This window comes from Ruegeria sp. C10 (assembly GCF_056537805.1).
Map to the genome: position 1 here is coordinate 937,848 of NZ_JBQFSC010000002.1, position 13,648 is coordinate 951,495.

Genomic DNA, 13,648 nt, shown 5'->3' on the forward strand with positions numbered 1-13,648 from the left:
CGGAGCACATCCCAATCACAGTCATCATTCGGTCCTAAGTATATCACAAATTTGCGACACTCAAAAGACCGCGCCGAGGTAAATGGGAAATTCCCTTTCTACCTCAACTAATTAATGCACAGATTGATGCCAAATGAACGGTAACCGGCTGCCGAATCGGTCAACCGCCATCGCCTGGGGCTTCCGAGAAATATTTCTCCATCTTGCCTTCTTCGCCGTCGCGTTCCTCGGCCTCGGGTAAGGGGTCTTTTTTGGTCACGATCACCGGCCACATTTCCGAGTATTTCCGGTTGAACTCGACCCACTGCTCCATCCCCGGCTCGGTATCGGGGCGGATGGCGTCGGCGGGGCATTCGGGTTCGCAGACACCGCAGTCAATGCATTCGTCGGGGTGAATGACCAATGTGTTTTCACCTTCGTAGAAACAATCCACCGGACAAACCTCGACACAGTCGGTGTATTTGCAGCCAATGCAGTTTTCGGTGACAACGTAGGTCATTTTGGATTTCCCGTTTGCGCTTTGGCGACTAGCTAATCCAGTCTGACCGCCGCTTCAAGGTCAGATCACCCCTTTGGGATGCGAGAAAGATCAAGCGCGCGTCTTTCTTTCTTGGTTGGACGACCTTTTCCCTCAAACGCAGGATTCTTGGGCGATACGTCCTGCTTTTCGGTCATATCGAAGTACAAAGCTTGCGCCTCGGGGGCCGGGCCGCGACGCACGCCAAGCGCTTCGATACGTACAACCCGAACAATACGCCCCTGCGGAAAGGTCAGGACATCTCCGGGTGCCACGGCTTGCGCCGGTTTCAGCACCCGATTTCCGTTCAGACGCACATGGCCGCCGCTGACCTGTTTGGCGGCCAGGCTACGGGTCTTGAAGAACCGCGCCTGCCACAACCATTTGTCGATCCGCAGCTTGGCCTCGGCCATCGCGGATCAGTTGCCGTCCTTCAGACCCATCAACGCTGCCGCAAACGGGTTATCGGGATCGATTGCCTTTTCCTTTTTGGGTGGCCGTGACGAGAAGGTCTTGGCGCCCTGAGGCTTGCCCCCCTTCTTGCCATGCGGCTTGCCCTGAGGTTTACCACGCGGCTTGCCCTTGCCCTGCCCCTGCTCGCGACGCGGACCACGGTTTTGCTGACGTTGGCGCCCCCAAGTGAAGGTGTAGAACACCTCAATTTCGGGCTCATCCAATTTGGACTCTGCTGATTTCTCAGTGGCCGTAACCTCTGCTGCCGCCTCGGTGCTTTCGGAGGCTTCGGCTGACGCCTCGGCAGTTATACCGACGTCATCCGCTTCGGCATTTGCGGTCGGTGTCTCATCGACGACAGGTTGTTCCTCGGCTTCCGCCACAGGCTGCTCCGTCGGGACCGGCTTGGCCTTCTCACGTTCGCCGCGTTCGGCCTTGTAACCCAGTCCCTGCATCAGGTCTGCAAACTGTTCCAAGGTCATGCCGGTAATCGACAACATGTCGGGTTTGGCTTCGAACCCACCGCGGCTATCCTCGGACCGCAGCATGTCGGCCAACCGTTCCAGCATATCGATCCGGATCGAGCGTTCGCCCGCATCGCGGTAGCCGCACATGGTGTCATAGCCCTGCGGCGCGTCCTTGGCGACCGGAACGGTAACCAGACCCGGAGGTGGTGCTTCGGGGAACTCCTGCAAGCCACCGGACAATGCCCATAGTACCAGACGCAGGCGCGTTGGCGCGGGTTTCAGCAGCAGCGGCATGAAGATGGTGAATTGACCGAACCGGATGCCATGTTTACGCAGCGCACCACGGGCGTCCTGATCCAGATCCTTGACCTCTTGCGCAACCTGCACACGGGGCAGCACGCCCAACGACTCGACCATACGGAAGGCAAAGCCCTTCGCCAGGCCCGTCAATTCTTCATCCCGCGACAGGTTCAGCAGCGGCTCGAACAGGGCTGCCACTTTGCGGTCGATGAAATGCTGCAGGCGGCGCTGAACCTTCTGTTCCACGTCCGGCCCGGCGGCCTCATCGACAAAAACCTCGACCACAGGCTTGAGAGGCTCGGCACCGGCAACAAGTTTGCCCACGGCATACTCGCCCCACATCAGGCCACCCTGATCAGTGAAATCAATTTCGGTATCGGGCGCATTGTAGAAGCGATCGGCACGCAGATGGAATTGCGGCGCGAGTGCTTGCAGAGAGGCTGACTTCAAGGCTTTCGCTTCAGTCCCCTGCGCGCTTTTGTCCGGGGTAAACCGGAACCCTTCCAGACGACCGACGAATTCGCCTTCGACGGTCACTTCACCCTTATCATTTACTTCGGCCAAAAGGGCCTCCTTCTGTTTGAGCCGGCGCAGCAACACTGACGTGCGCCGGTCCACAAATCGCTGAGTCAAACGGTCGTGAAGAGCGTCCGACAGCCTGTCTTCTACAGTGCGCGTTTCCTCGCGCCAATGGGATTCGTCACGCACCCAACCGTTTCGTTGCGCAACATATGTCCAAGTGCGAATATATGCCAACCTTTTGGACAATGCATCAATGTCGCCATGGGTTTGGTCGATACGGCGGATTTGCCGCGCCATGAAATCATCGGGGATACTTCCGCGCTCATGCAGATGGCCATAGATCACCTCAAGCAGGCTGGCATGTTCGGCATGGCTGATGCCGCGAAAATCGGGGATTCTGCACACATCCCATAGCAAACGGATCGACGGTCCATCGCTGGCACGGGCAACGACTTCGGTGACTTGGGACAGAGATTTCAGGACGTTCAGATCGTCAGCTGGCCGCGCTTTGATCAGGTGCTCATTGTCTGGGCTGACCTCAAGCGAGTCGATTAGTGCGTCGATTGAGCCGAACCGCAAAGCGGCATTCCGCCAATTCAACTTTTTCATAGGCGTGAACCGGCTGTCCATAATGGATTGGGCTACGCCCTCATCCAGCGGCGGAGCCTCGCCCGTCACACCAAACGTGCCATCCGACATTCCGCGCCCGGCCCGTCCTGCGATCTGGGCCAACTCGTTGGGGGCCAGAGGCCGCATTCGGCGGCCATCAAACTTGGTCAGAGATGAGAACGCCACATGGTTCACATCCAGGTTCAACCCCATACCGATGGCATCCGTAGCCACCAGATAATCAACCTCACCGTTCTGATAGAGGTCAACCTGCGCATTCCGCGTGCGAGGGCTGAGCGCCCCCATGACGACCGCCGCCCCGCCCTTTTGGCGACGAAGCAGCTCGGCGATGGCATAGACATTGTCGACCGAGAATCCGACGATCGCACTGCGCGCAGGCATTCGGCTGATCTTTTTCGAACCGGAATAGACCAGCTGAGACATCCGTTCACGCCGGATGAACTGCGCTTCGGGCACAAGGGCCGCGATGGGGCCGCGCATGGTGTCAGAGCCGAGGAATAGCGTTTCATTGGTGCCGCGCGACCGCAACAGGCGGTCAGTAAAGACATGGCCGCGTTCGGGGTCCACGCAAAGCTGAATTTCGTCAATCGCCACAAAATCAGTGCCCATGCCTTCTGGCATCGCCTCAACTGTACAGACCCAGTATTGTGTGCGCGGCGGTACGATCCGTTCCTCGCCTGTCAACAGCGCCACAACAGACGGACCGCGAATAGCGACAATCTTGTCATAGACCTCGCGCGCGAGCAGCCGCAGCGGCAGACCGATGACACCGGTCCGGTACCCCAGCATACGTTCAATCGCGTAGTGAGTTTTACCTGTGTTCGTCGGGCCAAGTACGGCCACGATTCGGGATGACCCGCTCACCTTTGCCCCCTGCGCCCTGAGACTTACAGCGCCTTGCCTTCAACCTGAGGCTTCAGCCGATTCACGGCATTGGTTACTTCTTCATGATGGGGATGTATAGCCAGCGCACGTGAATAGGCCTCAAGTGCTTGTTCTGGCTTGCCCACGATCTCAAAGATGAGGCCAAGGCCGTAAATAGCGTCGTAGTTGTTCGGATTCAGCGTCAATGCCTGTTCAAGATCCGCCGCAGCCATGCCAAACCTGTCAATGCCGAAGAAAACCGAAGCGCGCACATGCCAACCCTCGGCAAACTCGGGTGCGTGATCGGTAAGCGCCGTCAAATGATCAAGCGCGGCCTCGACATCCCCGTCATCCAGCGCTTCGCGTCCGCGTTCCAACAGCAAATCCGCTGAAGCCGAACCTGATTGTGACCACAGCGCCTGCAATTGCCGATCCAATCCGATGGCCTGTTCGGGCGTCGATTGCGCCAGTTGCTGCAACAGTGATGCCTCGTCCCGAGAATCCGCCTGCTGCGCGATGCAACTGGTGGAAAACGTGACTATGACGGCAAGTGCCGCGACGGTACGTTTGAGATTGGTGATTGCAATACCCATAACAATGGTCAGTGTAGCGTAGCGACCGGGGATGTCCATTCACGGCGCATGAACAATATGAGGAAGACCATGAGCGATATTCTGGAAAAAGCCGCGGCGGCATTGAATGAGAAACTGTCGGGCGGCGATTTCGATGCGTCAGCCAAATTTGCCATTGCCGATCTGGGTTCTATCATTCTGGATGCAAGCGGTGCGCGGGTAAGCGACGAAGATGCTGATGTGACCCTCAGCGCCGATGCGGACACCTTTGAACAGATTCTCAGCGGCGACCTGAACCCAACCGGTGCGTTCATGTCCGGCAAGCTGAGCGTTGACGGAGACATGGGTATTGCCATGAAACTCGCCTCGGTGCTGGCCTGATGGAGTTTTCGCCGGCCCCCTTATTCGAAGACGTGGCCGGCGGCCCTGCCGATGGTGCGGCGCATTGGCTGATCACCGAAGATGGCAAACGTATCCGCGTGGCACATTGGCTGCCCGACGGCGATGCGCACGGCACGGTGATGCTTTTCCCCGGTCGCACGGAATACATCGAAAAATATGGTGATACCGCCAAGGAATTTGTGAACCGGGGCTTTGCAAGTCTCGCGGTCGATTGGCGCGGGCAAGGGCTTGCAGATCGCCTGCTGGATGATCCGCGGATCGGTCATGTCGAACAATTCACCGATTACCAGCACGACGTTCGCTCAATACTGAAACTGGCCGAACAACTGGAGTTGCCCAAGCCCTGGTACGTCATAGGCCATTCCATGGGCGGAGCTATCGGGCTTCGCGCCGTTTTGGAGGGGGCTGATTTTGCGGCCTGCGCCTTTACGGGCCCGATGTGGGGGATTTTCTTTACACCAATCATGAAGCCACTCAGCCAGCTAACTGCCTATTGGGGGCCACGCTTGGGCTTGGGCGAGAAAACCCCGCCCACCACCACGCTAGAGAGCTATGTGGCCTCACAGCCCTTCGAAGGAAACGTGCTGACACGCGATCCGGCGATGTACCGAATGATGCAGGATCAGTTGGCCGCACACCCTGAACTTGCTTTGGGCGCACCGTCTACCATCTGGCTGCGCGAGGCGCTGGATGAATGCACCTGGCTGGTGGAACAGGCCGCGCCCGAGATCCCTGCCCTGACCTTCTTGGGTAGCCATGAACAGATCGTGGACCGCAAGGCCATTCGGGCACGTATGGCCAACTGGCCTAGCGGTACTCTGGTCGAGATTCCCAACGGCGAACACGAAGTTCTGATGGAGGCACCCGAGGTGCGCGGGCCGGTCTTTGATCAACTTGCTGCACATTTCGCGGCAGCCGCGGCGAAACCAAAACCCGAGCCCTGTCATTAAGGTTTGACCAGACAGCTTGCTTGTGATCCGGACGTGCCGCGCCTAAATGTTTGCCAACGCAGTTTATTCGAGGTGTTCCATGCGCGACCTTCCCTTTCCCGTCCGTGATGCAAATGCAGGCGGCGGTGCCGATGATCTGGGCAATTTGCCGGAATGGGATCTGACGGACCTCTATGCCTCGGAAGATGCACCCGAACTGGCCCGCGATCTGGACTGGTTGGAGGGCGAATGTGCGTCCTTTGCCGCAGATTATGAGGGTAAGCTGGCCGAATTGGACGCAGCTGGACTACTGACCTGCGTGCTGCGCAACGAAAAGATCAACGCCATCGCCGGGCGGATCATGTCCTTTGCCGGATTGCGCTATTACCAACTGACCACCGACGCGGATCGCGCCAAGTTCCTGTCTGACATGCAGGAGAAGATCACCGTCTTCACCACGCCTCTGGTGTTCTTCACGCTGGAACTGAATCGCATCGACGATGACGCGCTGGCTGCTCATTTTGCCGCCAATGCCGATCTGGCGCGATACGAGCCCGTGTTCCGTCGCATTCGCGCGATGAAACCCTATCAACTGTCTGATGAGTTGGAAAAATTCCTGCACGACCTCGGCGTTGTCGGCGACGCGTGGGAACGCCTATTCGACGAAACAATCGCGGGCCTGACCTTCACCGTCGATGGTGAAGAGCTGAACATCGAAGGTACGCTGAACCTGCTGACCGAGCAGGATCGCGCCAAGCGTGAAGCCGCAGCGCGCGAACTCGCCAACGTTTTCCAAAGCAATATCAAAACCTTCGCGCGCGTGCACAATACGCAGGCCAAGGAAAAAGAAATCGTTGACCGCTGGCGCAACATGCCAACTGCTCAGACTGGTCGCCACCTGTCGAACGATGTCGAGCCCGAAGTGGTCGAAGCCCTGCGCGAGGCCGTTGTGGCCGCCTACCCCAAGCTGAGCCATCGTTACTACGAACTGAAACGCAAATGGCTTGGTCTGGACGTGATGCAAGTGTGGGACCGTAATGCTCCGTTGCCGATGGAGGACACCCGCATCGTCGATTGGTCCGAGGCCGAGAAGACGGTGATGGACGCCTATAACGCGTTTGATCCTCGGATGGGTGAGATCGCAGCTCCCTTCTTCTCGAAGGGTTGGATCGATGCGGCCGTGAAGCCCGGCAAAGCGCCTGGCGCCTTTGCGCATCCCACCGTGACCGAAGTTCATCCCTACGTGATGCTCAACTATCTGGGCAAACCGCGCGATGTGATGACCTTGGCGCATGAATTGGGCCACGGGGTGCATCAGGTATTGGCCGCCAATCAGGGCGAGATGCTTTCATCGACCCCACTGACCTTGGCCGAAACTGCTTCGGTCTTTGGTGAAATGCTGACCTTCCGCAAAATGCTGGATCAGGCCGAGACAGCGGAACAGCGCAAGGTGCTTCTGGCCGGTAAGGTCGAGGACATGATCAACACAGTCGTCCGCCAGATCGCCTTCTACGACTTCGAATGCAAACTGCACGCCGCCCGTCGTGAGGGCGAGCTGACACCAGACGACATCAACGCCCTTTGGATGAGCGTTCAGGCTGAAAGCCTTGGCCCCGCATTCGAATTCATGGACGGGTACGAGACCTTCTGGGCCTATATCCCGCACTTCGTCCACTCGCCGTTCTACGTCTATGCCTATGCCTTCGGTGATGGCCTCGTGAACGCGCTGTATTCGGTTTACGAAAGCGGTGCGGACGGGTTTGAGGACAAGTATTTCGAGATGCTGCGCGCCGGTGGCTCCAAGCACCATAAAGAGCTTCTGGCCCCGTTCGGACTGGACGCCAGCGACCCTGAGTTCTGGGACAAAGGCCTGTCGATGATCTCGGGCTTTATTGACGAACTGGAAGCGATGGAAAGCTAATGTTGAAAGGCAGCCTGTATGGCTGCCTCATTTCTCTTTGGCTGATTTCATCGTCGTCACGAAAATGGCCGTGACAATCAATACCGCGCCAACAATCGAAAGCGGTGTGATCGTTGCGCCCAGAAACAGTGCCGAGTTGACAAAGGTAAACACAACCGAGGCGGCGAATAGCAACGTCGCCGTCAATGTCGACACGCGGGCGGCGGCCTCGTACCAAAGATAATAGGCAAGCGCGGTCGGCAAAACGCCCAGAAGGATCAAGAAGATCACGTCGTTTGCGGTCGGCATCTGAATAGAAAAAGCCGCCAGTGGCACCAGCAAAACGCCCGAACACAAAAAGATGCCAAACAGGAAGTTCAACCTTTCGGCAGTGGTCTCCGATGACTGCATCGCGCGGCTGCTGGAAATCAGGAACACCGCCCAGCTAAGTCCCGCCCCGATTTCCATCAGATCGCCCAGCAGGGGTTCTCCCCCGCCTTGAAAATCCCGATAGACGGTTAGAAACACACCGAGGATCGCCAGCAGGGTCGCCAATACATCAGTCCGGCCAACGGTGGTATCCGCGAAGAAATACAGGAATATCAACACAAAAAACGGCGCGGTATTCTCAAGCACCATCGCATTCGCGGCACCTGTATGCTCCAGGCCGATATGGAACAAAACATAGTTCACCACCGTCGACAACACCGCCAGTCGGAAGTTCCAATCCCTGTACTGGATTGAAACCCGTGCGCCCATCACCCGCAGCATGCAGTAAATCGCAAAAGCAGCAATGAACAGGCGCGACACGGCAATCTGTAACCCGCCGAGATCACTAGTCAAATATCGCACGATAACGCTGTGCGTGCCCCATAGAAACGCGGCTAGGAACCCAAGAACCAACCCGTTTTGCAGTACTGATCTCTGCGGCTGATCCTTCACCGGGTGCTCCTCGCGTTATTTCAACTGACTGTCTTTCGAACCCCGCCGATTGATCCCGCCGCGGGATTTGAAGCTGCTGTCACGCTCTTGCTGGCAATCCAGGCACAGCTTTACGCCGGGCAGAGCAAGGCGGCGTTTTTCGGGGATCGGTTCTTCGCATTCAGCACAATGTGTCAGGCTTTCGCCCACAGGTCGCTTTTGCGCCTGCATCCGCGCCAGTTCATCTGAAATCGACGCTTCGATCTGTTCACTCACCGCGCCATCGCGCGCCCAGCCGCCCGCCATTTAGCCCTCCTGATCCGGTCGGGACAGGATACGCGAGACACCACAGGGGTGGCAAGCTAGAGCGAAACGGCGGCGTCAAAGACCTGATCGATAACCTCTTGTGTGCCCCTCACGAATTCCAATGAACAGGGATATTCAACCCCTTCGCGAACCGATCGGCAGAACGCTTCGACCTGCAATTGATAGTGGTTGTCCGCAGGAAACCGGGGCACCAGAACTTCAAGGCCCGGTCGGTGCAGTTCAACCCGCGCCTCGCCGAACACACGGGCATTGAACGGAGCAGTCAGACGGATCATGCCACCTTCTCCGTGAAACACCATTTCCTGATGTGGATGCATGCGTGTTGAGACGTAGGCGGAATAGGTAAATTCGGGAAACTGCGCGCGTATTTCGGTGAAAACATCCACGTCATTTTCCCACCGGATCGCACCGCTGACCGAGACCGGCTCTTGCCCAGTCGCAAACCGAGCGCTGCCGATAACATACACCCCGATGTCACGCAGCCCGCCCCCACCGGTTTCCGCACGGTTGCGGATGTTGCCCGTGTCCGCCCGGTTGTCATAGCTGAACGCCCCGGTGACATGGACCAGCCGGCCGATCGCTCCGTCCTCGATCAGTTTACGGGTCAGATGCCACTGAGGGTGATGCACGATCATGTATGCTTCGGCAGCCAGCAAACCCGTCTGGTCCCTCTTTGCGATCAGCGCGTCAAACTCATCGGCCCGCATGGTCATCGGCTTTTCGCACAGCACATGCTTGCCCGCATCCAGCGCCTTCAGGCTCCATTCGACATGAAGATGGTTTGGCAGCGGGATGTACACCGCCTCAATCTCAGGATCGGCTAGCAATGCCTCATAGCTGTTGTAGACATTCAGATCAGGGCAATATCTGGCAAAGGGCTCGGCCTTGGCCGGATCCGAGGTCGCCAACCCCGCCAGCCGCGCGCCCTCTGCCGCATGGATGGCGGGCGCCATGTGTTGTCGTGCGAATCTGGCTGCACCCAGAACACCCCAATTGACCGGTTTATGCATGCGCGCCCCCTAAAAATTGATGTAACCCGCCCAGGGCGAGCTCAATGTAATTCAGTTCCTGATCTGTCTATCAACCACCTGCCAATAAGTCAGTCCTTTCTCTATCTATTTGAAAATCATACGCCTCGGTAAATTTTTTGATGAGATTAAAAAACCCCGATAACCTTATAATTTATATCGATAATCTAAAATCGATCGGCGTCAAACCGGCCCTCGCAAATCAGTTTTGTTGATCCAGTCTGATACTGCCGCCGTAGCTCAAACATCGACTGAATCATGCTCGGATGGCGCTCTGGCAACATCCGGAGCAACGGCAAACAGGGTGGGAGGCTTACTGAAATGCCAGCAACACATACGATTACAGGAACAGTGCTAAAAAGCGGTGATCCCGGAACGTTCGACAGCGACAATCAGGATTTCGACATTCTCCGCGAAGCGGTGATTGCAGCCGGGCTGGCGGAAACGCTGGACAATCCTGAGGCAGAACTGACCGTCTTTGCCCCAAATGACGCTGCCTTTATTACTCTGGCACAAACGCTTGGGTATAAAGGGGATGACGAGGCTGGAGCATTGGGCCACATCATCAAGGCGCTAACCCTGCTTGGCGGCGGAGACCCTATCCCTTTGCTAACCAACATTTTGAAGTATCACGTGGTCGATGGTGAGTTCGACAGCACCACAGTGGTCGGTCTAGGCGACGGGGCTGAAATCCAAACTCTGCTTGGGTCGTCAGTCGAACTGAACCTTGAAAGCGATCCTCCCAGCCTGGGCGATGCCGATCCGGGCATCGACGATCCCGGCTTGATCGCGTTCGACGTGGATGCGTCAAACGGTATCATTCACGTACTTGACGGCGTACTTCTACCCGTCTCGGTGTCGGGCATTCTGGGCAAAAAGAACACGGACTTTATCCTGGGTGACAGCAGCGATGAATTCATCTTTACCGGACGCGGCAAAGACTTTGTTCACGGTGATGGTGGCAATGACGTGATCAACACCGGCTCGGGCAATGATGTGGCGCTTGGCGGTGCCGGGAACGACATAATCTTCGGGGGGCGCGGAAAGGATATTCTGCGTGGCGATGAAGGCCATGACAAAATCTTCGGAGGTCGTGGGAAAGACATCATCGACGGCGGCGATGGCAATGACAAACTCTTTGGTGGGCGCGGTAAGGATACGTTTGTATTCGATGAAGGCGACGGTCACGACTGGATTGTCGATTTCCGCGTCGGCAAGGACAAGATCGACCTGTCCGAATACGATGGCATCACCAGCTTTGAGGACATCGAAGACGATATCGACGGAAAGTTCTTCGGGACCAAGATCGAGTTGGACGACGGAGACAGCATCTATCTATCAGGCATCTGGGCAAGCCACCTGTCCGAGTCCGATTTCATTTTCGCATAACTAAAAAAATCAGCCCGCTCATATGGCGGGCTGATATCAGTCTGGGGTTAGTTTGAACCCAGCATACCTTTTTCGCGCGCAAGCTCTCGCATCTTCTTTTGCAGCTTCTCAAACGCGCGCACTTCAATCTGACGAATACGTTCACGGCTGACATTGTACTGCGTGCTCAGCTCTTCCAGCGTAACAGCCTGGTCCATCAGACGGCGCTGAGTCAGGATGTCTTTCTCGCGATCGTTCAGAACATCCAGCGCAGCAGCGAGCAATTCGCGCCGGGCTTCCAATTCATCGCGCGCCTCGTAGTCACCAGCCTGATCGGCATCTTCATCTTCCAGCCAATCCTGCCACTGCATGGTGCCTTCGCCTTCGGACCCCACGGTCGCGTTCAGCGAAGCATCGCCACCGGACATCCGACGGTTCATGCTGATCACTTCTTCCTCGGTCACTCCGAGGTCTTCTGCAATCTTGGCCACGTTTTCAGGACGCAGATCACCTTCTTCCAGCGCGCCAATGCGTGCCTTTGCTTTACGCAGGTTGAAGAACAGCTTTTTCTGCGCCGATGTTGTACCCAGTTTCACCATCGACCACGACCGAAGGACGTATTCCTGGATCGAAGCGCGGATCCACCACATGGCATAGGTCGCCAGCCGGAAGCCTTTTTCGGGGTCAAATTTCTTGACCGCCTGCATCAGGCCCACATTGGCTTCGGAAATCACCTCGGCCTGCGGCAAGCCATAGCCGCGATATCCCATGGCGATCTTGGCCGCCAAGCGCAGATGAGACGTGACCATTTTATGCGCGGCCTCGGTATCCTGTTCCTCGACCCAGCGCTTGGCCAGCATATATTCTTCCTCCGGCTCCAGCAGAGGAAACTTGCGAATCTCCTGCATATAGCGGTTCAGCCCACCCTCGGGTGTCGGCGCTGGAAGATTTGAGTAATTTGCCATTTATTTCTGCCCCTTGGACAAATGTTTAAGCCCTTAACATGGGATATGGGTACCAGACCCGATACATTCAAGAGGATCTGTTAACAGTCTGGGATTAACCCTATGTAAAGGAAAGCTGAAAAGGCCTTTTTCACAAGCCTTTGCAGTTTATTTCAGTGGTTTTCTGAGATTTTCCAGCAGGTCTGCCATATCCTGCGGCAGCGGGGCTTCAAAACGTAATGCCTGGCCCGAAACCGGGTGTTCGAAGCCTAACACTGCTGCGTGCAGAGCTTGGCGGGGGAAAGCCTGCACCGCCTCGGCGGTTTCGGGCGTGAATGCCCGCGCGGCCAGTTTGCGCTTTCCGCCGTAAACCGGGTCTCCGACAAGCCCGTGGCCGGCATGGGCCATATGGACACGGATTTGATGCGTTCGGCCCGTCTCAAGCCAGCATTCGATCAGAGAGAGGCTGCCCGGCGTTCCAAAAACCTCGACAATCCGTGCGCGCGTTACCGCATGGCGCCCACCGTGAAACAACACAGCCTGCTTTTGTCGATCGGTCTTGTGCCGTGCCAGCTGTGTCGTCAGACGCATGATGTTGCCCGGCTCAAAGCTAACACCCTTGATCCCACGCAACCGAGGGTCATTGGCATCCGGCACACCATAGCAGATCGCGCGATAGTAGCGCTCGACGCTATGCGCCTCGAACTGGGCAGCCAGCCCGTGATGCGCCGCATCCGATTTCGCCACAACCAGCAACCCGCTGGTTTCCTTGTCGATCCGGTGCACGATGCCCGGGCGCTTGACGCCCCCAACACCCGAGAGATCATCCCCGCAATGATGCAGCAGCGCATTGACTAGCGTACCGTTCGGCGAGCCCGGCGCCGGATGCACGACCATCCCTGCTGGTTTGTTGATCACGATCAGATCGTCGTCCTCATAGACGACTTCAAGTGGGATATCCTCAGCGCCGATATGACTACCTTCGGCTTCGGCCACGGTGATTCCAATCTGCGCGCCTTCGGTTATCTTAGCTTTGGGGTCTTCTACGGCGACGCCATCAACGGTGACGGCACCCTCATTGATCAGTCGGGCCAGCCGGGTGCGCGACAGGTTCTCTTCCGCTGGCACATCCCGCGCAAGCGCCTTATCAAGGCGGGGCGGCGGAGCGGCCGCGATATGAAACTCTATCAGGCGGGTGCCCATGACTGTCCCTTCCGAACCTCAGGAACCGCAGGAAACACCGCAGCTTCGACTGCTGCGGCGCATGGTCATGCTGTTGACCGCGGTAATGATTGGCGGGGTTCTAGTGACATTCGCCTTGATTGTCATCCGCCTATCGGACCGAACTCCGACTCTGCCGGATCAGATAGACCTGCCGGATGGTGCAAAGGCCCAGGCCGTGACTATAGGCAACAACTGGTATGCGATCGTGACCGACGATAATCGCATTCTGATCTTCGACAGGACGACCGGAAAACTGCGCCAAGAGGTTACGCTGAACTAG

The 13,648-nt window shown here is 57.1% G+C and carries 14 protein-coding genes; 5 read left to right on the forward strand and 9 right to left on the reverse strand.

Annotation, left to right across the window (positions count from 1 at the left end):
- Window positions 1–160: 160 nt before the first annotated feature.
- From fdxA to ACR0DE_RS13040, 4 genes are all read right to left on the reverse strand, one after another.
- Entirely contained in the window at window positions 161–499 is a 339-nt protein-coding gene (gene fdxA, locus ACR0DE_RS13025; RefSeq protein ID WP_480753590.1) for a ferredoxin FdxA, read from the reverse strand.
- Between the two features lie 65 nt (window positions 500–564).
- On the reverse strand, window positions 565–930 hold the full coding sequence (locus ACR0DE_RS13030; protein ID WP_170393403.1) for an RNA-binding S4 domain-containing protein: 366 nt from the start codon (window positions 928–930) through the stop codon (window positions 565–567).
- A gap of 6 nt (window positions 931–936) precedes the next feature.
- Window positions 937–3,753: a helicase-related protein gene (locus ACR0DE_RS13035; RefSeq protein ID WP_480753593.1), complete on the reverse strand. Its 2,817-nt coding sequence runs from the start codon at window positions 3,751–3,753 to the stop codon at window positions 937–939.
- Window positions 3,754–3,776: 23 nt separating this feature from the next.
- Window positions 3,777–4,385 carry a tetratricopeptide repeat protein gene (locus tag ACR0DE_RS13040; RefSeq protein ID WP_170405089.1) on the reverse strand — a complete coding sequence of 203 codons (609 nt, stop codon included), beginning with the start codon at window positions 4,383–4,385 and terminating at the stop codon, window positions 3,777–3,779.
- A gap of 30 nt (window positions 4,386–4,415) precedes the next feature.
- Here ACR0DE_RS13040 and ACR0DE_RS13045 point away from each other — a divergent pair, with 30 nt between their 5' ends.
- The 3 genes from ACR0DE_RS13045 to ACR0DE_RS13055 all read left to right on the forward strand — a co-directional run bounded on the left by ACR0DE_RS13045 (window position 4,416) and on the right by ACR0DE_RS13055 (window position 7,577).
- On the forward strand, window positions 4,416–4,706 hold the full coding sequence (locus ACR0DE_RS13045; RefSeq protein WP_170393409.1) for an SCP2 sterol-binding domain-containing protein: 291 nt from the start codon (window positions 4,416–4,418) through the stop codon (window positions 4,704–4,706).
- Window positions 4,706–5,677 carry an alpha/beta hydrolase gene (locus ACR0DE_RS13050; RefSeq protein WP_170405086.1) on the forward strand — a complete coding sequence of 324 codons (972 nt, stop codon included), beginning with the start codon at window positions 4,706–4,708 and terminating at the stop codon, window positions 5,675–5,677. Before ACR0DE_RS13045 ends, ACR0DE_RS13050 begins: the two co-directional genes overlap by 1 nt.
- Window positions 5,678–5,756: 79 nt before the next feature.
- Window positions 5,757–7,577: a M3 family oligoendopeptidase gene (locus tag ACR0DE_RS13055; RefSeq protein WP_480753596.1), complete on the forward strand. Its 1,821-nt coding sequence runs from the start codon at window positions 5,757–5,759 to the stop codon at window positions 7,575–7,577.
- A 27-nt stretch (window positions 7,578–7,604) separates the two neighbouring features.
- Here ACR0DE_RS13055 and ACR0DE_RS13060 read toward each other — a convergent pair whose 3' ends face one another.
- The 3 genes from ACR0DE_RS13060 to ACR0DE_RS13070 are packed head-to-tail and all read right to left on the reverse strand — an operon-like array spanning window position 7,605 to window position 9,814.
- Entirely contained in the window at window positions 7,605–8,498 is an 894-nt protein-coding gene (locus ACR0DE_RS13060; protein WP_480753598.1) for a DMT family transporter, read from the reverse strand.
- Window positions 8,499–8,513: 15 nt separating this feature from the next.
- Complete coding sequence (locus ACR0DE_RS13065; protein ID WP_170393417.1) at window positions 8,514–8,783, reverse strand: DksA/TraR family C4-type zinc finger protein; 270 nt, start codon at window positions 8,781–8,783, stop codon at window positions 8,514–8,516.
- Between the two features lie 56 nt (window positions 8,784–8,839).
- Window positions 8,840–9,814 carry a Gfo/Idh/MocA family protein gene (locus ACR0DE_RS13070; RefSeq protein WP_480753600.1) on the reverse strand — a complete coding sequence of 325 codons (975 nt, stop codon included), beginning with the start codon at window positions 9,812–9,814 and terminating at the stop codon, window positions 8,840–8,842.
- Window positions 9,815–10,153: 339 nt separating this feature from the next.
- On the opposite strand from ACR0DE_RS13070, the gene ACR0DE_RS13075 reads away from it, so the two are divergent.
- On the forward strand, window positions 10,154–11,221 hold the full coding sequence (locus tag ACR0DE_RS13075) for a fasciclin domain-containing protein (protein WP_480753602.1): 1,068 nt from the start codon (window positions 10,154–10,156) through the stop codon (window positions 11,219–11,221).
- A 47-nt stretch (window positions 11,222–11,268) separates the two neighbouring features.
- Here the strand turns inward: ACR0DE_RS13075 and rpoH are convergent, their stop codons facing one another.
- Both rpoH and ACR0DE_RS13085 read right to left on the reverse strand, forming a co-directional pair.
- On the reverse strand, window positions 11,269–12,165 hold the full coding sequence (rpoH, locus tag ACR0DE_RS13080; protein ID WP_170393423.1) for an RNA polymerase sigma factor RpoH: 897 nt from the start codon (window positions 12,163–12,165) through the stop codon (window positions 11,269–11,271).
- Between the two features lie 147 nt (window positions 12,166–12,312).
- A complete protein-coding gene (locus tag ACR0DE_RS13085) occupies window positions 12,313–13,347 on the reverse strand; it encodes an RluA family pseudouridine synthase (protein ID WP_170405071.1) in 1,035 nt (344 codons plus the stop codon).
- Here ACR0DE_RS13085 and ACR0DE_RS13090 point away from each other — a divergent pair.
- Window positions 13,346–13,648 (forward strand): DUF6476 family protein, encoded by a 303-nt coding sequence (locus ACR0DE_RS13090; RefSeq protein WP_170405068.1) that lies wholly within the window; start codon window positions 13,346–13,348, stop codon window positions 13,646–13,648. The genes ACR0DE_RS13085 and ACR0DE_RS13090 overlap by 2 nt on opposite strands.